This is a genomic window from Clostridioides sp. LIBA-7602 (genome assembly GCF_056688945.1).
In genome coordinates, this window is sequence record NZ_CP196991.1 from 2,678,256 (window position 1) to 2,701,857 (window position 23,602).

Sequence of the window (23,602 nt, forward strand, 5' to 3'; positions counted from 1 at the left end):
TAATATACTCTTTTATTTAACTGTAAATTCAAGAAGCTTGCTTTTAAGTTCATTTTCTATTTTTGATAGTTCAACTTCTGCTTCTTGTCTCTTTATTCTACCATCATGTTGTATCTTAACCACTTCATCAATAGTTGATATTAAAGATTGATTAGTTTTCTTAATTGTATCTATATCTACAATTCCTCTTTCTGATTCTTTTGCTGTTTCTATTGTTCCCATCTTTAGAGTTTCTGCATTTTTTAGTAATAGCTCATTTGTCATATTGCTAACTTCACGCTGTGCTTTCATAGCTTGATTTAAGTGAGAAATTCCAAGAGCAAGTACTATTTGATTTTTCCATAATGGAATTGTATTTACTATAGTTGATTGAATCTTTTCTGCCATCAAATTATTACTATTTTGAACTAGTCTTATCTGTGGAGCCATTTGAAGCGATACCATTCTAGTTAATTCTAAGTCATGAATCTTCTTTTCAAATCGGTCACAAAGTGAAACCATATCATTCACAGCTTGAGCGTCTTCTGTTGAGCCAGATAATCTAGCCTTTTCTCTCAATTTTGGCATTTCGTATTCTTTCATATCTTTTAACTTTTGTTTCCCTGCTATAATATACATAGTAAGTTCTTTTGAGTAAGCTAAGTTCAACTCATACATCTTATCAAGCATAGCTATATCTTTTAATATTTTAACCTGATGTTTTTGAAGTTCTTTGCTTACTTTGTCTACATTTACCTCTGCGCTATCATACTTAGTTTTTAGATTTGAAATTTTATTATTTGCCTTTTTAAAGATTCCTAAAAAACCACCCTGTTCTTTTTCGTCTGCTGAAAATGCTTTTAAATCAGTAACTAGATTTGTAAGCATATCTCCAACTTCTCCTAAATCTCTAGTTTTAACACTCTTTAAAGCTGTTTCAGAGAATCCTGCCACCTTTTTTTGGGCACCAGCTCCATATTGTAAAATCATATTTGTATTTGTAATATCTATTTTTTCTGCAAATTCCTTTACCATCTTACGTTCAGATTCAGACAATTTTTCTTCTTCTGGGTCTTTTTCATCCTTTTTCATTAACATATCAGAATTATTTATATCACTTGTATTTGATTCTTCTCCAAATGGGTCAAGTGTTAAAGTTGGCATAACTGGTATATCATCTAGATTATTCATTATATCTTTCTCTCCTCTTCCTTTATAAAGTACTGATTAACTTATATGTCACATATTTTTTACTTTATGACTACTTAATTGTTCAAAAATAACAGAATATTTTTTATATTGAAGTTAAAATTTACCACTCGTTAATCCCTCTTGAACTAACATGTTCTCTAAAACAGTAATGTCTGTAGAGATATCTATTGCTTCATCTTCAAACAGATAGTCTAATTGATTTTCAAAAGCTATTACGATTGTACTCATTGTATTTTCAATACTTTCCATAGTTGTCGTTATATTTTCTCTGTCTATACCTTGCTCTTCCAATGTATGATATGAATTCAACAGCTTTAAAGTCGTTGGAAGATAATAGTCCATAAATTTTTGTATTTGAGTAAGTTTTGATGGGTCATGTTTTACAACATCAAATATTTTCCCTGTAACATCCTCTACTTGTACAATTTTATTACACATTGACTCTGATTTAATATTTTTATTAGCTTCTTTTATTTGTGTTAAATAATCCATTCCTTTATTTATAATTGTATCAACTTCATTAACCTCATCAGTTTGTTCTTCTTCTTTGACTTCATATGCTACATCTTCATATCTTGGTGGAATGAAATCTTCATTTGTCAACACAATTTGATTACTTCTTTTATCAATATAAGTATTTATAAAATAGTTTTTATCTATCATTTTTTGCACATCTTTTATTATAAAATTTAGTGATTTAGATGTACTTTCGGCAATAAGTTCTACTGGAATAATATTTCTATTACTTATGATTGTACAATATTTTTTATAACGAGAAATTTGGTCTCCTAATCTCTTACCTTTAAAGATACAAACTCCTCCTATAATTAAAAACACTGCACATACTTGAATAGGAAGTATTACAGCCCATCCAATTATAATAGAAATAGTTGAAAGTACTAGAGCTGATAACGTAAACAAACCTACTAAGCCCCATCCAACTATTTTTAAAAATTTACTTAAAAATGAATTTATTAACACAGATTTTTTGGAAAAATTTTCTGATTTATACATAGTTTATATCCTTTCATTTTCACTAATATTATTAATATATTGCAGTTTGATTATACAATTACTTACTTATTACTGTCAAGGAATTTGAATTTCTACAAATTATTTCAAATAAAGTAATAGACTTAAATATAAGCATATTTTAAATCAAAAATATACTTATATTTAACTCCATATAAAAATAAGAGAACTTAACTTTAATTAAATTTAAGTTCCCTCATTTTTATTTTTATATAAATATAATTAACATTGTTTATCTTAGCTATACATATAAATGAAATTTATAATTAATAAAGATTTGCAAATATCTCTCTTATTTCTTCTCTGCTAAGCTCTACATAATTATTAGCAAGTAATCTTTGTTGATTTGCAATTGTACTATCTGTAAATTCATCAATTTGACTTTCTACCATTCCGTATTCTCTTAAGGCTTTTTTAGCTATTAATTTATTTAAAAACTCTTCTAATTCTCCATAAACATCACAATTAGGGTCACATTCAAGAGCATCTGCTAGAATTTTTGTACATTTTGTGATTTTTCCATCAGGATTTTTTCTAGAATACATCTTAAACACTTCAGTAAAGAACTGATAATTTGCTTCACCATGTGCAACATGGAAAGCCCCACCAATTGAATAAGATAAAGCATGAACTGCTGCACAACCAGCATTTCCAAAAGCAATTCCTGCATAGTTTGATGCAAGAACAAAGTCTCTAAGATGATTAAATCTCTCTTCTTCCCCTTTATCAACTATCTTTTTGTATCCATCCATAATCATTTTTATTGCTTGTAAAGAATACATCTCTGTAAATGGACTTGCTTTTGGAGAAAGATAAGACTCAATCGCATGTATAAGAGCATCCACTGAACTTGTAACAAAGAATTTATAAGGTAATCCTTTTACAGTCTCTGGAATTAGCACTGCATAGTCCGCATAAGTTTCTTCTACTGCTAGCCCTTTTTTAGTATGCTTAGATTTTAATTCTGCAATGGCTACATTTGTTACTTCACTACCTGTACCACATGTTGTAGGAACTACTACTAACTCTTTTATTTTTTTAGGTGCTACTTCTCCTTCAAATAAGTCAATAGATTTTTCTGGAACATCAAGTGCTAATATCTTACATATATCAACTATTGTGCCTCCTCCAAATGCAATAATTCTATCGAAATTATATTTTTTCATTTCTTTTGTCATAGAATCTATCATTTCATCAGATGGTTCACCTGTTCCAAACTTTTCTTGGAAAATTAGATTTGTATCTATTCCAAGAGGCTTCATATATGGCTCATATATAAATTCATTAGTAATTACTAAATCATTTTTTCCTATTTTAAATTCTTCGTTGAATTCTTTAAATGTATCGAAATAAAATATTTTTGGAACTACTCTAAGTGCTTCCATTATTAACACCCCTCTATTATTAATATTTCTCCTTAAATCTTTTTTCAAATTCTAATGCTAGACTTTCCCTTACACTTGGATGAGCTATATTAATTAAATTTCTTGCTCTTTCTCTAAGGGACTTTCCTTTTAGCTCTGCTATACCATATTCAGTTACAATGTAATCAACATCATTTCTTGATGTTGTTATAGGTGCACCTTCATCCACAATAGAGACGATTTTTGAAATTACTGTACCATCCTTTTTTGTAGTTATTGAAGGCATAGCTATAATCGCCTTTCCATCTTCTCCCATAGATACTCCACGGATAAAATCAACTTGACCTCCAACACCACTAAACTGTCTAAGACCCATAGCTTCTGCAACTACCTGTCCCATCAAATCAACTTGTATAGCAGAGTTTATAGAAACCATTTTATGTTGTTTCATTATAATTGCTGGATGATTTACATAGTCTACAGGTTTTACTTCTACTGCAGGGTTATTATTTGCAAAATCGTATAATTTTTTAGTACCCATTAAGAAGGTAACTGTCATTTTCTCTTTATCAAAATTTTTATATTTGCCATTTATAACTCCTTTTTCATAAAGAGCTAAAGTTCCATCTGAAATCATTTCTGAGTGAATTCCTAAGTCCTTTTTATCTGTCAAAAATAACATAACTGCATCTGGAATTCCGCCAATTCCAAGTTGTAAAGTAGAACCATCTTCAATTAATGAAGCACAATTTTTACCAATTGCTTCTTCTACTTCTCCAATCTTCGCAGGTTGTAACTCATATAAAGGTTGTGACTTTTCAACTATATAATCAAACTCTGATACATTAACTACTTCGCCATAAGTTCTAGGAAACTGGTCATTTACTTGAACAATTACTGTTCTAGCAGTCTTGATAGCCTCATAAGTGTAGTCAACTGATGTCCCTAAACTACAGTATCCATGTTCATCTGGTGGAGTTACCTGTGCTAAAACAACATCACATTTTACTCTTTTTTCTCTAATTAGCTTTGGTACTTCATGGAAGAATGCAGGTGTAAAGTCGCCATCTCCATTCTCAATTGCTTTTCTTACATTTCCACTTACAAACATTGGATTTACTCTAAAATGAGCTTCCATTCCTTTAGAAGTATATCCTCCACTACCTAAGCTTACCATGTGTTTAATCTCAACATCTTTGTATTGTTCAGCATTTTCAATCATAGCTTCTACTAGTGCAGGAGGCTCACCTACACAATGTGCAAATACTACAGTATCCCCGTTTTTAATATGCTTTACGGCCTCTGTAGCGCTACATAATTTTTCTTGATACAATTCTCGCCAATTCAATGAAATCCCCCCATTTAGCTCTTATTTAAGTTTCACAAATTGCTGATTCAATTATATTTATAACTCTTTCTATATGGCTAAAATCCCACATCTTAATACACTCATTTTTCACTTTATATTGTTGATAGGATGCGCATAAAGTTGCGCATCCTCCAATTATAAGTAACAAATCATATTCCACGTTCTCTTGTGCTACACTAAAATCTACTCTACCATTGAAGTGCTCTTTGATTATTGTAAGAGCCTTCCCTCTTTCGTATCTAGGGTTACAGCCCCCACAAAATCTAACTCCACAGGTCATGTGTAAATTCTCCTTATAAAAAATTTCCTTGTTTAATTAAAAACCACTATAATTTTATAATTATCTCTTATACTCTATATTTTTTCATTAATTAATATATGTTGATATATATTTCCCTTTTACATATCAACTTTTTATAAATTTAAAGCTTCCTCTTTTTTTATTCCTGCAATTGTCTTAGCTAATTCTTTCTTTTGACTTATATTTCCTTGTCTTGAAATCATTATTCTCTGAGCTTGTGGTGAACCTGCTCCATGCATTGACTCAGTTCTATAACCAACAGCTGCTGAACCAAGACATATATTTTCTAAGAATCTTAAAATTCTCATTCTTTCTTCTGTTGAAGCCACTGAAGAAGCTTTAAAATACTTATTACATACTTCGCCAATAGTCATTCCACTTGTTCCAACTTTAAGGTCTGATTTAAAGTCTTTTTCTGAAGGCATAGTAACCATAAGACCACCAGCTATATCTTCTGCAAGTCTCACTATTTCATAAGGAAATCTAGTTACATTTTGCTTACATACATTTGCAAGAAGCAAATCTATTTGATAGTTTCCAGCTTCTGTCTTATGTCCTTCTGATGAACATGCTATACCACAACAGTATAAACTTTCATTAAGGTGAGTCATTTCTATTAATTTATCTTTTATATGTGAAGCTTTATTTGCTCCGTTATAGTCAGCTGCTAAAGCTGCTGCTCCTATTATTACATCACCTACGCCTACTTTACAGCCACCATAACTTTGTCTATGGTATCCAGCAAATCTCTCAACTAACATACCAGAGAAATCCCACTCTCCACATAAGAAAATTCTATCATTTGGAACAAATACATTGTCAAATACTACTAAAGCTTCTTGACCTCCAAATTCCTTATTTCCTAAATCAACATCTGCGCCTTCTTCTAATTTTCTAGTATCACAAGATTGTCTTCCATAAATCATGAACACACCCTCAGCATCTGAAGGAACTGCAAATGATACCGCATAGTCTTTATCTGCTTCTGTCATACTTATAGTAGGCATTATAAGATGCTCATGTGAATTTATTGAACCAGTTTGGTGTGCCTTTGCTCCTCTTACAACTATACCATCTTCTCTTCTTTCTACTATATGAAGGAACATATCTGGGTCAGGTTGAGCACTAGGTGACAATCCTCTATCTCCTTTAGGGTCAGTCATAGCACCATCAACTACTAAATCGTTTTCTTGTATATAAGTTAAGTATTTTACAAAATTATCATGGTACTTAGTTCCATGAGCTTTATCACATTCAAATGTTGTTGAATATACTGCATTAAATGCGTCCATACCAACACATCTTTGGAAACAAGAAGCTGTTTTTTGACCACATAGTCTTTGCATCTTTACTTTTTTCACTAAATCATCAGTACTTTGATGAAGATGCCCAAATCTATTTATTTTTTCGCCTGTGATATTTGAAGTAACTGTCATTAAGTCTGTATATTCTGGGTCATGAGCTAAATCATAAGTTGCTGCTACACAATTTATAGATGGTCTAATCATAGGATGGTCAACCCAGTTTTTAACCTCTTCACCAAACATATAAACCTTAGTGTTTAATTTTCTTAAACTTTCAATATATTGAGCTCCTGTCATTAATGCCATAATAAAACCACTCCTTTTTTTTATAAAAATTTTTATTTATGTTAATTATAATACTTCCTTCTTATGTCTGTTTCTTAATATTTAAAATTTAGTACAATACTCTGCTTTAAATTTAATTTATGTCTTAAATTCATTCTAAATTAAAATATATTCCTATCTTAATCTAGAATGAATATTTTTTCTAAATCCTATCCCCAAAGTTCTTCATCTGTAGGAACTTCATTTTCTGGCATATAATAAGCAATTCTAGAAATGTTAATTAAATGCTTATAATCAAGATTTTCAGAAATACTGTTATTTCCCCAAGAACCACAACCTAGAGTATTAGTAGGTGCAAGACCATTAAAGAAACTTCCTCCAGCACTAGTAGCACAACATTGATTAATAACAAATCTTGATACCTCTATATTTTCTCCTGCATATTCTATATTTTTAATTGTATTTGAATGGATAGATACACTATGCCCTTTTCCTTCTACATTTAAATTTGCTTTTGCAATAGCTACACCTTCTTCAAAATCTTTATACTTATATGCAGATATAACTGGACACATTTTTTCTTTTGCAAGTATATCCTCTTCTCCTGGACCATCAGCTTCTATTACTATTATTTTTGTATCTTCTGGAATTTCAACACCTGCAATTTTTGCAATTGCATGAACAGATTGACCTACTGCATCTTTATTCATAGCTTTATTTATAAACATAGCATTTCTAAAAGCTTCTTTCTGTGCATTATCTCTAACTATAAAACCTTTATTATTTTTAAATTCATCCATTACTTTATCAAACATTTCTTCTGCTACTATCACTGATTGCTCTCCTGAACAAATTATACCGTTGTCAAAAATTCTTCCTGCTATTATTTTAGGCACTGCTTCTTTAATATCTACATCTCTATCTATAATACATTGAACATTTCCTGCACCTACTCCAAGTGCTGGTTTTCCACTTGAGTATGCCGCTTTCACCATTCCCATTCCACCAGTAGCAATTACTACATCTGCTGATGAAATTAAATTTCTTGTATTTTCTCTTGATTGTTGGTCAAGTATTTGTATTAAGTTTTCTGGTGCTCCTATTTTTTCTAATTCTTCATTAATCATATCAACAGTTTTAGTACTACATCCAATGGCTTTATGGTGTGGTGTGATAATGATTGCATTTCTTCCTTTAAGTGCAAACATTGCATTACTCATAGGTGTAACGATTGGATTTGTACAAGGAGTTATTGCCGCTACTACTCCAATTGGTTTAGCTACCTTTGTTATTCCAGTTTCTCTATCTATATCAATTATACCAACTGATTTTTTATCTTTTAGATTGTTATATATAACCTTTGCTTTACTTTTATTTTTAGCTACCTTGTCTTCATATACTCCCATTCCAGTTTCTTCTACAGCAAGTTTAGCTAAGTATTCAGCATTATAATACACTACTTTCCCAACTATCTTTACTATTTTATCTACTTGTTCTTGAGTATAACATTCAAACTCTCTTTGAGCTTTTCTAGCTCTCTCAATATAACCATTAATGTATTCCTTACTTAAATCTTCAAAGTTTTCTACTGCTTTTTCCATTTTGAATCCGCCTCCAATTTATTAAATATTTTTATAATGCACTTTTAAAAGTTTCAGACTTTTTCATTGTACCTGTACTCATAAATTTACTATGCCATGATAAAGCTTCATCTAATATATGAGGAGTTTGTTTTGCTCCATTTTGACAGGCTCTATTTAAATAATCTCTAAGTTGTTCTTTATAATCTGGATGAGCACAATTTTCTATTATTTTTATAGCTCTTTCCCTAGGTGCAAGACCTCTTAAATCAGCATATCCTTGTTCTGTTACAATTACCATTACATCATGTTCAGTGTGGTCTACATGAGACACCATAGGTACTATTGATGATATATCACCATTTTTTGCAATTGACTCAGTACTAAATATAGTTATTGCTCCATTTCTAGCAAAATCACCAGAACCACCAATTCCATTCATCATCTTTGAACCCATAATATGAGTAGAGTTTACATTTCCATAAATATCAACTTCAATTGCAGTGTTCATTGCAATTACCCCAATTCTTCTAGCTATTTCTGGATTATTACTAATCTCTTGAGGTCTCAGTATAATCTTATCCTTAAAGAAATCAATATCCTCTTCAAATTTTATTAACCCTTCTGGTGATGGGCTTACAGATGTAGTAGATGCCATTGTAACCTTACCCATTCTTATTAAATCTAACATAGAATCCTGTACAACCTCTGTATAGCAAGTTAGATTTTCAAATTCAGATTCACACAATCCATATAAAACTGCATTGGCTACACTTCCTACACCAGATTGAAGTGGAAGTAGATTTTTTGACAATCTACCTGACTTTACTTCTTCTTTCAGAAAAGCAATAATATTATTTGATATTTTCTTTGAAGCTTCATCTACAATACCTAATGGACGTGTCTTATCTTGCATATTAGTGATTACTATTCCTGCAATCTTATTTAATCCGCAAGGTATATATGTCGTACCAATTCTATCTTTAGGATGATTTATTTCTATTGGCTTTCTATTTGGAGGATTTTTTGTAATATATATATCTGCCATTCCTTCCATTTCCATTGGTTTTGCAAGATTTATTTCAACTATCACTTTATCTGCACTTTTTATAAAAGATGGTGAATTTCCTATCCCACTAGTAGGTATAATATCCCCATTTTCAGTTATTGCAAGTGCTTCTACTATAGCTACATCTACTTTAGGTATAGTCCCATAATTTAAAAATTGAGTAGAATGACTTAGATGCATATCTATATAATTGACATCACCTTTATTAATATTATTTCTAAGTGTAGAATTAGTCTGATAAGGAAGCCTTCTTTCAATTATACCTGTTTCTGACCATGCTCCATCTACCTCTGGGCCTAAAGATGCACCTGAATACACAGTCAATTTTATTTTTTCTCCACTTTTAGCTCTTTCTGAAACTGCTAATGGTACCGCTTTTGGGTAACCTGAAGGTGTAAATCCACTAAGTCCAACAACCATCCCATCATTTATAATTTTAGCAGCTTCATCTGCATTCATAATTAAATCACATAACTTTTTATTTCTTAATCTTTCACTTAATTCTTCAAATACTCCTTCATTATTCATAAATATCCCCCCATATAAAGTCTTATTTACATTGGAAGTTTGTGTAAAACTATAACCAATATAACTTTAGTTAACAGTGCAAATGGATACGTAGCTCCATATCCTGCTGCTGGGTCATCACTATCAAGAGCATCAACAGCTGCTCCAAGACCTGGAGTTGATGTCATACCACCACAGACAGCTCCAGATAGTAAAATCCAGTTTAATTTAAATATATATTTACCAACTAAGAATCCTATCATCATAGCTGTAATACCTACTACTATTGCTACAAAAGCCAGATGCATACCAGATGTCATAATTGAATCAACTACTTTACCACCATATCTTAATCCAACTATTGCTAAGAAAAACACTAGACCTATTTGTTTTAAAATGTTTAAAACCTTTTCTTCCATTCTAAAATTTACTGCCCCTATCTTACCTATATATCCAAGTACTAGAGATACAATTAGTGAACCACCTGTAGCTCCTAGTGTGAAGTATCCTAACGGACCCATAAATACATGTATTCCTCCTACTAAATATCCAGCTAGACACGTTAAGAAAAATGTTATTATATTAAATGGAACTTCTGGTATCGTTTTACCTGCAACGCTATCTCTTGCTTCCTTCATTTCTTTTTCATATTTTCTTCTTTCTTCTTTAAGGTCCATCCTAAATATTTTTGGAAGGAAATTTACACCTAATATTACTATTAAAACTCCAAAAGGATATGCAACTGCATGCCCTATACCAACACCTGCTTCAGCATATGCAATATATTTATCTATTTGCTCTTGAGTTAGTGATGTAGTTGTTTTTACATCTAATTTTCCTTCTGGGTCAACAATCTTTAAAATTTCTTTTTTATCCTCTATTGAAGCTTTTTCAAACTCTTTTGATACATCTTCTGCATGTTTACCAGCTGTTTCTAAAGCAGCAGCTAATCCAGGTGAACTTGTTAATGCCCCTGTATAAACACCAGAAACTTCATAAGCACTGCTTCCTTTATTGCTTGATAATAAAGTCATTACATAAGTCATAGAACCACCTATAAAAGTTATAAGAACTCCTAAGACTACAAATCTTGCTCCATACTTCTTTAATACAGCTTTCATATCTTTTGCAGCCAATAAACCAACTGCTGCAACAAATATGATTAAAAAGAAATCAAAGAAGTCAGGAGAAATAATTCCATTTCCCATCATGACAGTTGCTGCCTTATATCCTGCTGCTGTTTCTCCTTTTGCTATTACTGAATTTCCCAAGCTATATGCAAGCCATCCAATAAATAATCCTGTAAATAATGCTCCTGATACCCCAAAATTAAACTTCCCAAATTTAATCTTTCCAAATAAAATTCCTGTAATTACAGCAGCAAACATAAGTACAAAAGGATTCATTAAAAAATCCATTAACTCAAACTTCACTAAATCACTCCCTTTCATCGTTATTAAATTAACAATTATTATTAAAAAATATATCTCCCCTTTCTCCCTAAAACTCTATTTTGTTATTAAATTAACATTTCTAGTTAAAAAAATTTTCTTTTATTAATCTTAATCTTTTTCTTTGCGATTTAGTTAATAATTTAATTTCAAAAATAATTACTTATTTTTAAATAGTTAAAATTTTAATATTCGTTGATACAGCTACATTGTAAGTTGATTATCGTCAAAGTATATCAGCTATTCTCTTTTGTTAATTTAATAATAGCACTATTCTTAATAGATTGAAAATATCAAAAACTTATGATATGATAGTTTAAAACTATTCTATTTTTTTACAACAATATACAAAACTTATATTGTCGTTAATTATATACTTGTCACTAATACATAAATGAAAGGAATTAATATCCAATGAACATAAATTATCTATATTATTTTCAGACTGTTTGTAAATATAAAAACATGACTAAAGCTGCTGAAAGTATCCATATTTCCCAGCCATCAATAACACTAGCTATTAAAGAATTAGAAAAAGAACTTGGCTTTGAACTTTTTTACAGAATAGGCAACAAGATAGAATTAACTCCTGAAGGAAAGATTTTTTTAGATAAATCAAAAAATTTTACGAGACAATTTGAAGACTTTCAAAGTGATGCACTAGACTTAGGGAAAAAGAGAAAGGCCTCTCTGAAAATAGGTATTCCTACAGTTTTAGGTACTTTTTTACTTTCAAAGATACTGCCTAGGTTTAATGTAATTTATCCAGATATAGAACTTAAAATTTTCGAAGTTCCAACATTTGTTGGAGCTAAAATGATTGAAGAATCTTCACTCGATTTTTGTATTGGCATAATTGATAGTGATATTTATGATGATATAGATTCAAAAACAATCTACAAAACAGAATTGTATTTAGTTACAAATCCAAAAAATGAATTGGCAAAACAACCTATTATTTCAAATTATATGTTAAAAAATGTACCTTTTGTCATATTATCTGAAGGTTCTTATCATTATAAGATTATAACAAAAAGACTTGAAAAAGCTAAACCAAATATAATTTTACATTCAAACCAACTTTCTACTATACGCTATTTGTTAGAAAATGACTTAGCTTCAACAATATTGTATAAAGAAATATTTCAAAATACAGAAAATCTCTGTTCAATTCCATTAGAGCGTGCAATTACTGCAAACATTGGTGTTCTTTGGAGAAGAAATCAATACATATCTCATAGTATGAGACTTTTTATTGAATATATGGCATCTATTCATATAAATTAGCTTTATTTTATACTAGATAGTACAATATTTTATTTAAGTAAAACATTGTAAATATTTTAGAGTATCAGTATAAAAATAAAATATATAATCTTAGAAATTATAATTGTATACATTTACATTTAAATATTATTATACTGATACTTTTAACAATATTTTTTAATTAATAATCATGTTTTTAATCAGGTCTACTTGGACAACCTAACAAAAAACCCACGCATCCTGAGACAAAATCTCTCATCTGTGAAATAGTACCTAAAGAAGCTGGAGCTGTAGTCGTAAAATTCCTTACAACAAAAAGTACTATTAGTGCTACAACACAAATTACAGTAGCTATAATAATTTGTAATTCACTAGTTTCTCCTTCTTCAATACCTTCAATTTTATTAACAGACACTTTCTTTTCATAATTATCAGTATCTGAAGTAAATCCAATGGTATTTTTTACATTCATTATATTATTTGTATTTGGTCCTTGACCTTTATTAGATGAATTCTCATCTACAAAAATATTTGAAGATACATCAGTATTTATATACTTTCTCGAAGATTTCTTTATAAAATTAGCACTTAAAAAATATCCAAATATAGCTGCTGAAGTTGTTCTTACTACCACATCAATAGTTGTTGTATCTTGTGAATTCACTTCATTAACAAATAAATTGTATATAGATTGAAACATGAGTATTGCCATTACGATTATTAGACATCTGTCAATTAATTTGATTTTATACCAGGCTTTTTTTATATTTTTTATAAATTTATGGTTTTTATACATAGATATTATCACCTCTCACAATAAAACTAAGCCCCCTTTACTATAATATGTAAAGAGAGCTTAATGGTGAGATTATGCTATGTCTTATGTAAAAAAATATATATAAATTAAATTATTTGTCTAAAATCATCAAATCTTTAGGGAATTTAGTAAGTCTTTCTGGACCATTTTTAGTAATCAGAACAGTATCTTCTATTCTAACTCCACCCCATCCTGGGAAATAAATACCTGGTTCCATTGTTATTATACATCCCTCTTCTATAATTTTATCACCATAATTACCAATGAAAGGTTCTTCATGAACATCTCTACCAACTCCATGCCCTATACCTTGATAATAATAATCTTCATATTTCTTGACAACTTTTCTTATCTCAGCATCTGGGATTGTAGCATGTACACCAACTTTCATGTTTTCAACACCTACATTTTGTGCTTCTTTAACCAAATTATATACCTCTAGTTGTTTTTCAGAAGCTTCTCCAACTACAAAAGTTCTAGTTGTATCAGATATATAACCATTATACATAGCACCGTAGTCTATAAGTACAAAGTCGCCTTTTTCTATAATCTTATCACTAGGTTTACCATGAAGTAACGAAGTCTTTGCACCTGATATCAATATAGTCTCAAAGCCTATATTTTGTGCTCCATTCATCTTCATGAAATACTCCAATTTTGTAGCCAGCTCAATTTCGCTAACTCCAGCTTTTATGTGTGGAATCAATTCTTCTAATGCCTTATCTGCTATATCACATGCTTTTCTTGTATTCTTTATTTCTTCTTCATCTTTTACGTATCTTAATGTCTCTACAATATTTTCTGTAGGTATTAATTCTCCATTATCTTTCTCAATTAGATTTTTAAGTTCCTCATATTTATCGAATACTATATTAGTTCTTTCAAATCCAAGTTTCTTTATACCTATTTTATCACACACACTTTTTACTGCTTTTGCCACACTTCTATCAAAGTTATGCCAATTTATAATTTCAAAGCCTTTGCAAACATTTTCCGCAAGCTCCATATATCTACTATCAGTAACTAAGAAATTTCCGTCCTTACAAATCACTGCATATGCTTCCTCATCAGGAAAACCACTTATATAATTTACATTGGTCTTCTTTGTTAAATACAGTGCATCAAGACCTTTGGATTCCAATAATTCTACTACCTTTTTTACTCTGCTCATGATTTTGCCTCCAAATAATAAATTTTACCTCAATTATATTATATCACTAATTAGTGTTCTTTTTTATCTAATAGATACTTTATTTCTAAAATTTTTTCATATCTTTCTAACTTTATTTTAAGATTTCATTAGTTTTATCTAAGATATATTTATAATTGCAAATTACATTTATATTCATAAGTTCTGTCAATACTTATGAGGATTTTTTTCATTATATATGTGGGTTAATCAAAATTCAGTACCTACATCATGTGCATATGGGATACATAATAAAGTCGTTCCTTATGGAAGTATTAAACATTTGATTAAGCCTTTGCAAAAAAACCACGTTCCTTATGACTATATTGAAAATGAATGTTTTTTAGTTATAAAATAGCTTATAAATAGAGTGTTTATGTGGATAATTCAAATTTTCATATAAAAATTTCAAGTAAAATATTTACAAAAACAATTATAAGAAAGATGGTGAATTGTTATATAATATTCACCGTCTTTCAGTCAATATCTGAAATAGATTTTATATATTAATATACTTTGATATTTTAAATCCAAGATTATAGGCTTTTTTTAATATTTTAGTATTATTTTCAATTGAATTTTTTTCAAATGCTTTAGTCGCAATTATAGTTTTATAATGATTTAAACCCATTCCTTTAAGATGCTTACTTGTATATCTAAAATATCTTTTAAAGAATATTGATAAAGGTGCTGCTTGAGTATAAACCATAATTAGTTTTTTATCTCCAAATCTAGGCATATGTTTACCTTTATCTATTGTTGTAAGTGGATAAAGTCTATCTAATAATAACTTGGTTTGAGCTGATACCTGGCATATATAAACTGGTGAACCTATAATTACATACTCAGCCTTTTTTATATCTTCATATACTTGAATCATATCATCTTTAAGTGAACATGAATAATTTTTTCTACAATATAAACATCCCTGACAACCTTTAATATTCATATCATTTAAGTAATACTTTTTTACATCAACATTATTTTTGTTTGCTCCTTTAATTATTTCATTAATTATTGTATCTACATTGCCATTTTTTCTTGGACTTCCTACAAATGCTATTATTTTAGACATTTTCAACACTCCTATTTAATATATATTTGCTATATTAAGAAATATTTGCTCCAAATATTTTTCAATTTCTTCATCTTTTCAATTTCAAAATTATTATAAAATATTGTATCTATTTTATTTATTGTATTTTCAGGCATTTTAATAACATTATCTACTTTTTTAGTGTTTGATATGAGCCTAGTTTAATATTATATTACTAATTTACTGTTTATAAGCAAGATTGATAATTGTATAAAAAAGAGAAGTTGAGATTTTAATAAATACTATTCATTTTGATTCTTTTGGAAAGTAACAATATTTTATCTAATATTTCATTTATCACAAAGATAAATTCTTCATCACTTTTTCCTGTGGGGTCATTCAGTCCCCAATCTTCTCTATATATACATGGAAGATATGGACATTCTACATTACACCCCATTGTAATAATAATATCAACTTCGGGTATGTCTTTTAGTAGCTTTGAATATTGTTCTTTTTCCATATCTATATTATAAATTTTTTTCATTAAACGTACAGCATCTTGATTTATTTGTGACTTCACTTCAGTACCTGCTGAATAACTTTCAAAAATATCTAAACCTAGTTTCTTTCCTAATGCTTCTGCTATTTGACTTCGACAAGAGTTATGAACACAGATAAAAGCTACTTTGGGTTTATAGGCTACCATGTTTTTCCCTTTCTATAATTGCTTTCACTTCATCAATTGTTAAGACCTTACCATATGATACAACCTTGCTATTTATAACAAGTGCAGGAGTACTCATTACTCCATAGCTAGCAATTTGAGTAAAATCAGTTATGTGCTCAATATTGAAATCTAAATTCATTTCTGAAATTGCTGTACGTGTTGCATTTTCTAAAGCGATACATTTTGCACAACCAGAGCCTAGAACTTTGATTCCATCTTTTTTCTTTGTCATTTCTGCATGTTCCATAGTTTCTGATGTACAATTTCCACTACAGCAACATGATTTTTTTTCTTCTTTTTTATCAAATAATTTCATATTAATTTCCTCCTAGTTTTTATAATATTAAGAATGTATGCAAAACATTAAACATATAACCAACAGCGATAATACCAATTGTACAGATAGCTATAAATAAGGCAAGTAGTTTTGGTTTTACAGCTTTTTTAAGCATAATCATAGATGGTAAACTTAATGTTGTTACAGCCATCATAAATGCAAGTACAGTTCCTAATTGTGCACCCTTGATTAGCAATGCTTCTGCAACAGGTATTGTTCCAAAAATATCTGCATACATAGGAATACCAACCAATGTTGCTAAAATAACACCAAACGGATTGTCACTACCTAGAATTGTTTCTATCCAAGTTTCTGGAATCCAGTTGTGAATTATAGCACCAATTCCTACCCCTACTAAAATATAAGGGAATACTTTTTTAAATGTTTCACTAACTTGTTCTTTCGCATATTGAACTCTATCTTTTCGTGTCAAAGATGGTGAATCAATATCTACATGACTTGCATTTTGTATAAAGTCTTCAACATATTTTTCCATGTGCAATTTTTCGATAATAGTACCACCAATAACTGCAATTAATAGTCCAACTATTACATAAACAATTGCAACTTTTGCACCAAATATACTCATAAGGAGTACAAGACTTCCCAAATCTACCATAGGAGATGAAATCAAGAAAGAAAAAGTAACTCCTAAAGGAAGCCCTGCACTTGTAAAACCTATAAAAAGTGGTATAGAAGAACAGGAACAAAATGGAGTTACTGTCCCTAATAACGCAGAAACAATATTTGCTCCAATACCATGAAAGCGACCTAAAATTTTCTTGCTTCTTTCTGGTGGAAAATAACTTTGTATATAAGATATAATAAAAATCAAAATACATAATAGTATAGTGATTTTTATAACATCATAAAAAAAGAATTGAACACTACCACCTAGTCGTGTAGTATTATCTAATCCTAAAAATGATAATGTGTTGCCAATAAAACTATTTAGCCATTTCATGCCAAGAATTTGGTCTTGAAAAAACAGTATGCCTATTTGTAATATTTCCAAAACAATTCCTCCATTCTATTTTTCATATCAATTTTATTTGATATGTTTTTTTTAATAAAAGCCATCTGTAGATGACTTTTATTTGCAAGATTCTGTATCTGTATTAGGTGTTGTGATTTCTAATAAACGCTTACTAGCATATTCACTGCCCTTTTTACTAAGGCTATAATGTGTCCATTTTCCATCTTGTCTTGATGATACTATGCCAGATTCACACAATATTTTCATGTGATAAGATAGTGCAGATTGACCAATATTCATTTTATCAATTAAAACACAAGCACATTTTTCGCCACTCCTTAAAAGTTCGAGAATTAAAAGCCTTTTTTCATCACAAAGGGCTTTAAATATTTTTGCATCATTTTTATAGTTAATCATCATTTTTCACCTCTCATATCAATTTTTTTTGATGTGTTTATCGTACTATACTAATCTTACTTTGTCAACAGTCACATCAATTTTTTTTGATATGATTTATTGATTATTTTTTTGACTAAATGCTCTATACTTAAATAATTTTCCTTTAGACATAAATCTTAATTAATATCCTCTACAACAAGATATTCTTTTATAGTCTAAATTCTAATTACTTTTTTATAGAACTATTTAAATGAGAAAAAAGTAATTAGAAATGGAGGAATAGAAAGGTAGATAAAAATTAGAAACAGAAATTAAGGATAATTTAAATATTCCTTTTAATGAAACTAGATTTACAACTGTATTTAAATTAAATAATTTATCAGAAAAAGACATCTTAGGGTTTTGTAAAAGTAATTTAAGAATAGATATATCTTTCTTAGAAAAAATACAAAAATAAGGTTATGATTTTCAAAACCATAACCTTGTAAATACTTAATTATCACTTAAAAAATAAATTTATATTTAAAGAGTACACATAAACATTTCCAAACTCATCAATTGGAAAGTCACATCTTTTAATATACTCCTACCTATTTTGCAGTATATCCAGCTTTAATTAAAGTTTCAACTGCTAAATCACCTTTAGCTTCATTTACTAAAACTATTGGACCTGTACAACCCATACCACTTTCAGCATAGATTCCATTTTTCCACAACTCAGATACTGCATCTTCTAAGTCCATTATGTCAACACCAGCTATTTGACGAGTAACAATCTCTTTATCTGGCATTTTAATTTCTACTTTTTCAGCTTTAACTTCTTTTTTAGTAAGAGAAGCTATAATATCATCAAATTTTGCTTTTTTAACTTTTGCAAATTCATTTCTTGCAACATTACTTATATCGCCCTTTACAACATCATAAGCGTATTTTAGTGCATTTGCTACTACTGGAGAACCTGATGCTCTTGATACTATAAGGACTCTTCTATCATAGTCTTCTCCAACCCCAGGACCATATCCAAAACCTTGAGCTTCATAATCTCCACCTGTAGTATATGAAGAAAATACTTTCATAAATATATTTCCAGATAATGTATCAGTAACCATAACATCAGGAGCACCTACAAGTAAATCATTACCTCTCATTACACACCCACCATCTGCTCTAATTGAATCAGCAAATTCCATGTCATATCCATTATCTTTTAATTCTTTTAAACATTTCTCAACTTGTCTTGCCCCATCTACATTAAGTATTCCAACTTTTGGGCATTTATTACCCATTGATTTGGCTGTAGCGATACCATAAATGGCATTTCTCACCATTGCTTCTATTCTATTAGTAGCACTTGTTCCTGTTGTAGTTGCAAGTATCATTTCTTTTCCTTTAGCTGGAGTTATAACTCTACCTACTGTAGATACACCTATTGGAAAATTATAATGCATAGTAACACAAGCATCAATGTATCCTGAATCTAATAATTCTTCCATTTTTACATGCATTTCTTTTTCATCATTAACTTCAACTACTTCAAGGTCAGTTTCTACTTTTGGTCCAATAAGTACTATATCAAATAAATTAGATTTTGCTAATTGTGCACCATTAACCATGTTCTCTACACCATGTTCACTTCCAAGTGTAGTCACACCAATTTTTACTTTTTTGCCAAATTCGCCGCTTTCTATTGCATTAGCTACTTCTAAGAATACATCTGCGATTACTTTTTTTGACATATCCTCACCCCTATTCTTCTAACATGTCTAGTGCTAGTTTTTTCATAGATTCAGCTATTATCTTCTTAATCTCATCCTTAGATATTCCTGAAGTCTCTTCAGTAACACCTGTATTTCTTTCAGCTATAAAAGATACTCCATCAAATAAGTTAGTCATTCTTCCTAAGAATAAACTACCTTTTCCAACTATCATAGCTCTATTTCTATCTCCTGTAGTTAAATCATCTATTAAAAATCCTATATAAGGAGCTCCTGATGGTATATGTCCTTGAGTTGGTGCCCATCCTGGTAATCCTTTATTAGAAACAAAGTCTTTTAACTCTTTCTTTTCTAAGTCTCCACGCTTAACAGCAAGTGCTCCTATCATTTTGTAGTTTGCTTCTGGAACATCTCCTGCTCCTGCTGGCTTAGTTATATCTGGGTTTTGCATTTCAACAGAGTATACATCAACATCTGTTATTTTTAAATTAGCTCTATCAAGACCTGAAGTTATAAGTGCTGTCATAACTGCTTGAGGTGAAGAACCAGTTCCAACAGTATGCTTACCTGTTAAATCAGTTCTTATAACTGGGTTTACACCATCATTTTCAGATACAAGTACTGCAAATCCTCCAACAACATCTTCAAGTACAGGAAGTCCTTTTTTAACATGGTCCTTAGCATTCATTCCAAGTTTAGCACTTGCTCCACCTGCTACTACCATTACGTTTTTGTGTATTCCAGCTTTTACTAGAGCTGCAGCTTGAATTAATGCATGTGTTGGTGCTGCACAGAATCCTCTTGTATCAGAACCAGTTGCATTTTGAAGTCCTGCTATCTCAGCTATTGATTTAGCAAAGTTTCCTCCACCTCTTTGGTTTATATCTCCACAAGCTTCTTCTGAACACTCAATAACATAATCTATTTCAGCAGGGTCTATTTTGCTATGTCTTAGCATTTGAATAGCAGATAAAACTCCAGATGCTTTTACTACTAGATTTTCAAACATTGTATGGGCATTTAAGTTAACATCTACATCATGTGCTCTTTTTACATAACCAATGAATTTCCCATTATGGTATAATCCTTCTGCTATGTGTGTTGCTACTAATTCTTTACCTTCTTCTATATCATCACCCTTTAATTTACCTACAAATGGAGCAATTTCAGGGTAGTTATTTTCGATTTTTGGTTTTACTTCATCAATAAATTCTTGTGATAATTTTACCAAATCAAATGCATCACTTATTTGCATTAAAGCTATGAACTCATCTTGAGGCATTATTTCTCCAAACTTACCATTTCTATTTCCCTCAATCTTTTGTTCACACCATGGCATTGGTAAATCTCTTAATTCCTCTGGTCTTCTATTTCCTATATAAACTTGATTTGGCATGTAGTTAACTACATCTTCATAACTTCTTATATGATTGCTTACTTCCTTTAAAAATTCTGAATCTGGATTTGTTGCTCTTTCAACTGTACAAGTACTTCCATTTTGCACTATCATATCTGGAGTATGAATAAGTACATAGCCTGCCCCTTTTAAAACTGGATAAGTCATTTTGTGCACCTCCATAAATTTTATGAACACTTATTTTTTAATTTAATTAAAGACTCTAATTGTTGTTATTTTTGTTTTGTTGTATATTTGATTCTATTATTGTTTATGTATTTTGGCATTTTTTAAGATTTCATGAATGAATAACTCCAATTTACCCATTCATGAAATCTATATTATTTTTTTGTGTATAGTTATTTTTTATTTTTAGTGTGTGTTTATATTTTTATCTATATAATATATGTGTGTGTTATTTTTATTTTTCAAATACTGTTTGACCATCTACTTCTGTAGTTAAAGAGTTTAATGCTTTTTCTACAAGGCCTCTTCTTAAGGCTTTTTCTTCTGTAGGGTCAAGCGCTGGATTTCCAAGTGGATGAGGTATTGCTATAGTTGGAACTATTCTATTAGCCCCTACTGTTAATGAAATAGGTACTACTGTACACATATGAACTACTGGAAGTCCAGTTTTTTCTATTTCTTTTACCATCGTTGCACCGCAACGAGTACAAGTACCTCATGTAGAAGTTAATATTACTGCATCTACACCATCAGCCACTAATGCTGCTCCAATTTCAGAAGCATATTTTTTAGAGTTTGCAACAGATGTACCGTTACCTACAGTTGTATAGAAAGTTTCATGTAATTTTCCAATTACACCTTCTTTTTCTAAATCTCTAAGAACATCAACAGGTAATACTCTATCTGCATCTAAATTTGCATACACTGGGTCATATCCACCATGTGCAGTTTCATAAGTCTCTTCTGTTAAGTCCATAACTCCTGCTATAGAATAAGTTCCATATTTAGAAGCTGAAGAAGACTCTATTCTATCTGGATTTCCTTTTGGAACTATACCACCAGAAGTAACTAAAGCTATTTTGCATTTTGATAAATCTTTTACAGCGTTGCTTGGGTCAACTCTATCAAAGTTTGGCATTGGGTATTCAGTTTCAAATGGTTCACCTTTTATTTTCTTAACTAACATGTCAACAGCTCTCTTAGAACCTCTGTCTTCATGGAAGTAGTTAACTCTTATTCCTCTAGCTATGTATCCTTCATCTTTAGGAGTTCCAATTTCTTCTCCATTAGCAAGTTTTACTGCAAGTTTTGCTATTTTAGGAAGTGCTTTTCTCATACCTGCTGCAGAATCAGAAGTTTCTACTACATAAACATCTTTTTTGAACATATCTGCACCTGGATTTTCAATATACATACCTGTTAGGGCTGGTATATTTAAAGCATCTTTTACAACTTTAGTTATTGTTCCAGCAGCAACTCCATATCTACCAGCATTAAATGCAGGACCAGCTATGAAAAGTTGTGGTTCAAAACCTTTTATCATTCCTAAAACTTCTTCACTTGCACTGTCTATATTTTCATTGAAGTAGCTATCTCCACATACTACTGTTCCAACTATTTCAATATCTTCACCTAATAATTTATCAAGTTGTAAACTTATTGGAGGTAAAGTTTCTGCCACATGTGGCTTAGTATCAGCTTTTTCTTCTCCACCTATACCAGCAAAGAACTGATTAATATAATGTACCGCTTTTAGTTTTCCCATCTCTTAGTTTCACCCCTTTTGCTTTTAGGCATTAAAATTTACAAAATTCTTCTCTTATACCAGACATTTCTTCTTCTATTTCTTCAACTTCTAAAACCATTTCCATCATACTTATTTGATCTTCATATACAGTTTCATCAAATAAAGCTTTCATTGGTTCCTCTACAACATGGTAAACGCTTAATCCTAAAGCAACTCCAGCAAGTGGTCCAGCGAAAGTTGGATCCCCAGCAGTTACTGTTTCGGCTGCAAGACCTGCAGCTTCGGCTTCAGCAGCACCTAGTAAAATCACAACATTTTCAGCTCCGAATTTATCAGCAGCTTCTTTAACTCTGTTTTGATTTTCTAAGTCCATAGCCCCAGCAGCAGTTCAGACAAAGCATTCTGTAGATGAGAAAACAACCTCTGCTCCTTCTACTGTTTTTACACATTCTTCTATCGCAGGTCCTGGTATACCATCACGGTCACCTATTATAAGAACCTTTTTATTACTAAGTAAACTCATAATAATCCTCCTTATTATATTTGTAATATATTTTTTTATATCTATAACATT

21 protein-coding genes are annotated in these 23,602 nt (G+C 30.4%); 1 reads left to right on the forward strand and 20 read right to left on the reverse strand.

All coding sequences use genetic code 11. The annotated features are described in order from the left end of the window. Positions 1–12: 12 nt before the first annotated feature. From ACTG45_RS12755 to ACTG45_RS12795, 9 genes are all read right to left on the reverse strand, one after another. Positions 13–1,170 carry a toxic anion resistance protein gene (locus ACTG45_RS12755; protein WP_021385209.1) on the reverse strand — a complete coding sequence of 386 codons (1,158 nt, stop codon included), beginning with the start codon at positions 1,168–1,170 and terminating at the stop codon, positions 13–15. A gap of 114 nt (positions 1,171–1,284) precedes the next feature. Beyond that, positions 1,285–2,205: a 5-bromo-4-chloroindolyl phosphate hydrolysis family protein gene (locus ACTG45_RS12760; protein WP_479919102.1), complete on the reverse strand. Its 921-nt coding sequence runs from the start codon at positions 2,203–2,205 to the stop codon at positions 1,285–1,287. Positions 2,206–2,489: 284 nt separating this feature from the next. Further along, on the reverse strand, positions 2,490–3,608 hold the full coding sequence (locus ACTG45_RS12765; RefSeq protein WP_479919103.1) for a 4-hydroxybutyrate dehydrogenase: 1,119 nt from the start codon (positions 3,606–3,608) through the stop codon (positions 2,490–2,492). A 19-nt stretch (positions 3,609–3,627) separates the two neighbouring features. Further along, entirely contained in the window at positions 3,628–4,935 is a 1,308-nt protein-coding gene (locus ACTG45_RS12770; RefSeq protein ID WP_021385124.1) for an acetyl-CoA hydrolase/transferase family protein, read from the reverse strand. A gap of 25 nt (positions 4,936–4,960) precedes the next feature. After that, on the reverse strand, positions 4,961–5,236 hold the full coding sequence (locus tag ACTG45_RS12775) for a hypothetical protein (protein WP_021385158.1): 276 nt from the start codon (positions 5,234–5,236) through the stop codon (positions 4,961–4,963). A 134-nt stretch (positions 5,237–5,370) separates the two neighbouring features. Then, positions 5,371–6,867 (reverse strand): 4-hydroxybutyryl-CoA dehydratase/vinylacetyl-CoA-Delta-isomerase, encoded by a 1,497-nt coding sequence (gene abfD / locus ACTG45_RS12780; protein WP_021385092.1) that lies wholly within the window; start codon positions 6,865–6,867, stop codon positions 5,371–5,373. 188 nt (positions 6,868–7,055) lie between these two features. After that, positions 7,056–8,447, reverse strand: coding sequence for an aldehyde dehydrogenase family protein (locus ACTG45_RS12785; protein ID WP_021385100.1), 1,392 nt, complete (start codon positions 8,445–8,447; stop codon positions 7,056–7,058). A 31-nt stretch (positions 8,448–8,478) separates the two neighbouring features. Further along, a complete protein-coding gene (locus ACTG45_RS12790; RefSeq protein WP_479919104.1) occupies positions 8,479–10,023 on the reverse strand; it encodes an acetyl-CoA hydrolase/transferase family protein in 1,545 nt (514 codons plus the stop codon). A gap of 26 nt (positions 10,024–10,049) precedes the next feature. Next, the gene (locus ACTG45_RS12795) at positions 10,050–11,435 is read right to left on the reverse strand and encodes an aspartate-alanine antiporter-like transporter (RefSeq protein WP_021385236.1); all 1,386 of its coding nucleotides are present in this window, start codon (positions 11,433–11,435) and stop codon (positions 10,050–10,052) included. A 432-nt stretch (positions 11,436–11,867) separates the two neighbouring features. On the opposite strand from ACTG45_RS12795, the gene ACTG45_RS12800 reads away from it, so the two are divergent. After that, positions 11,868–12,740 (forward strand): LysR family transcriptional regulator, encoded by an 873-nt coding sequence (locus ACTG45_RS12800; protein ID WP_021385235.1) that lies wholly within the window; start codon positions 11,868–11,870, stop codon positions 12,738–12,740. A gap of 175 nt (positions 12,741–12,915) precedes the next feature. Here ACTG45_RS12800 and ACTG45_RS12805 read toward each other — a convergent pair whose 3' ends face one another. The 11 genes from ACTG45_RS12805 to grdA all read right to left on the reverse strand — a co-directional run bounded on the left by ACTG45_RS12805 (position 12,916) and on the right by grdA (position 23,551). Continuing rightward, positions 12,916–13,515, reverse strand: a complete 600-nt coding sequence (locus tag ACTG45_RS12805; protein WP_021385234.1) for a hypothetical protein — start codon at positions 13,513–13,515, stop codon at positions 12,916–12,918. Between the two features lie 112 nt (positions 13,516–13,627). Further along, entirely contained in the window at positions 13,628–14,707 is a 1,080-nt protein-coding gene (locus ACTG45_RS12810) for a M24 family metallopeptidase (RefSeq protein WP_479919105.1), read from the reverse strand. A 517-nt stretch (positions 14,708–15,224) separates the two neighbouring features. Then, on the reverse strand, positions 15,225–15,800 hold the full coding sequence (locus tag ACTG45_RS12815; protein ID WP_021385247.1) for a flavodoxin family protein: 576 nt from the start codon (positions 15,798–15,800) through the stop codon (positions 15,225–15,227). Positions 15,801–16,053: 253 nt separating this feature from the next. Beyond that, complete coding sequence (locus ACTG45_RS12820) at positions 16,054–16,470, reverse strand: arsenate reductase ArsC (protein ID WP_021385212.1); 417 nt, start codon at positions 16,468–16,470, stop codon at positions 16,054–16,056. After that, positions 16,457–16,807, reverse strand: a complete 351-nt coding sequence (locus ACTG45_RS12825) for a thioredoxin family protein (protein WP_479919106.1) — start codon at positions 16,805–16,807, stop codon at positions 16,457–16,459. Before ACTG45_RS12825 ends, ACTG45_RS12820 begins: the two co-directional genes overlap by 14 nt. Before the next feature lie 19 nt (positions 16,808–16,826). Then, positions 16,827–17,843 (reverse strand): permease, encoded by a 1,017-nt coding sequence (locus ACTG45_RS12830; RefSeq protein WP_021385155.1) that lies wholly within the window; start codon positions 17,841–17,843, stop codon positions 16,827–16,829. A gap of 78 nt (positions 17,844–17,921) precedes the next feature. After that, a complete protein-coding gene (locus tag ACTG45_RS12835) occupies positions 17,922–18,224 on the reverse strand; it encodes an ArsR/SmtB family transcription factor (RefSeq protein ID WP_479919107.1) in 303 nt (100 codons plus the stop codon). Positions 18,225–18,793: 569 nt separating this feature from the next. Next, positions 18,794–19,939: a glycine/sarcosine/betaine reductase complex component C subunit alpha gene (gene grdD, locus ACTG45_RS12840; protein ID WP_021385103.1), complete on the reverse strand. Its 1,146-nt coding sequence runs from the start codon at positions 19,937–19,939 to the stop codon at positions 18,794–18,796. 10 nt (positions 19,940–19,949) lie between these two features. Next, positions 19,950–21,482, reverse strand: a complete 1,533-nt coding sequence (grdC, locus tag ACTG45_RS12845; RefSeq protein WP_021385181.1) for a glycine/sarcosine/betaine reductase complex component C subunit beta — start codon at positions 21,480–21,482, stop codon at positions 19,950–19,952. Positions 21,483–21,735: 253 nt separating this feature from the next. Then, positions 21,736–23,046 carry a glycine reductase complex selenoprotein B gene (gene grdB, locus ACTG45_RS12850; protein ID WP_079747011.1) on the reverse strand — a complete coding sequence of 437 codons (1,311 nt, stop codon included), beginning with the start codon at positions 23,044–23,046 and terminating at the stop codon, positions 21,736–21,738. A 31-nt stretch (positions 23,047–23,077) separates the two neighbouring features. Further along, positions 23,078–23,551: a glycine/sarcosine/betaine reductase complex selenoprotein A gene (gene grdA / locus ACTG45_RS12855; protein WP_079739759.1), complete on the reverse strand. Its 474-nt coding sequence runs from the start codon at positions 23,549–23,551 to the stop codon at positions 23,078–23,080. Positions 23,552–23,602: the final 51 nt, after the last annotated feature.

Excerpts from the sequence above, each read along its gene's own strand:
- ACTG45_RS12760 (WP_479919102.1), bottom strand. The coding sequence starts at position 2,205 with ATGTATAAATCAGAAAATTTTTCCAAAAAATCTGTGTTAATAAATTCA.
- grdD (WP_021385103.1), bottom strand. The coding sequence starts at position 19,939 with ATGTCAAAAAAAGTAATCGCAGATGTATTCTTAGAAGTAGCTAATGCA.
- ACTG45_RS12765 (WP_479919103.1), bottom strand. The coding sequence starts at position 3,608 with ATGGAAGCACTTAGAGTAGTTCCAAAAATATTTTATTTCGATACATTT.
- ACTG45_RS12820 (WP_021385212.1), bottom strand. The coding sequence starts at position 16,470 with ATGGTAGCCTATAAACCCAAAGTAGCTTTTATCTGTGTTCATAACTCT.
- ACTG45_RS12775 (WP_021385158.1), bottom strand. The coding sequence starts at position 5,236 with ATGACCTGTGGAGTTAGATTTTGTGGGGGCTGTAACCCTAGATACGAA.
- ACTG45_RS12825 (WP_479919106.1), bottom strand. The coding sequence starts at position 16,807 with ATGAAATTATTTGATAAAAAAGAAGAAAAAAAATCATGTTGCTGTAGT.
- ACTG45_RS12835 (WP_479919107.1), bottom strand. The coding sequence starts at position 18,224 with ATGATGATTAACTATAAAAATGATGCAAAAATATTTAAAGCCCTTTGT.
- ACTG45_RS12810 (WP_479919105.1), bottom strand. The coding sequence starts at position 14,707 with ATGAGCAGAGTAAAAAAGGTAGTAGAATTATTGGAATCCAAAGGTCTT.
- ACTG45_RS12785 (WP_021385100.1), bottom strand. The coding sequence starts at position 8,447 with ATGGAAAAAGCAGTAGAAAACTTTGAAGATTTAAGTAAGGAATACATT.
- abfD (WP_021385092.1), bottom strand. The coding sequence starts at position 6,867 with ATGGCATTAATGACAGGAGCTCAATATATTGAAAGTTTAAGAAAATTA.
- ACTG45_RS12815 (WP_021385247.1), bottom strand. The coding sequence starts at position 15,800 with ATGTCTAAAATAATAGCATTTGTAGGAAGTCCAAGAAAAAATGGCAAT.
- ACTG45_RS12755 (WP_021385209.1), bottom strand. The coding sequence starts at position 1,170 with ATGAATAATCTAGATGATATACCAGTTATGCCAACTTTAACACTTGAC.
- ACTG45_RS12805 (WP_021385234.1), bottom strand. The coding sequence starts at position 13,515 with ATGTATAAAAACCATAAATTTATAAAAAATATAAAAAAAGCCTGGTAT.
- ACTG45_RS12800 (WP_021385235.1), top strand. The coding sequence starts at position 11,868 with ATGAACATAAATTATCTATATTATTTTCAGACTGTTTGTAAATATAAA.
- ACTG45_RS12790 (WP_479919104.1), bottom strand. The coding sequence starts at position 10,023 with ATGAATAATGAAGGAGTATTTGAAGAATTAAGTGAAAGATTAAGAAAT.
- grdC (WP_021385181.1), bottom strand. The coding sequence starts at position 21,482 with ATGACTTATCCAGTTTTAAAAGGGGCAGGCTATGTACTTATTCATACT.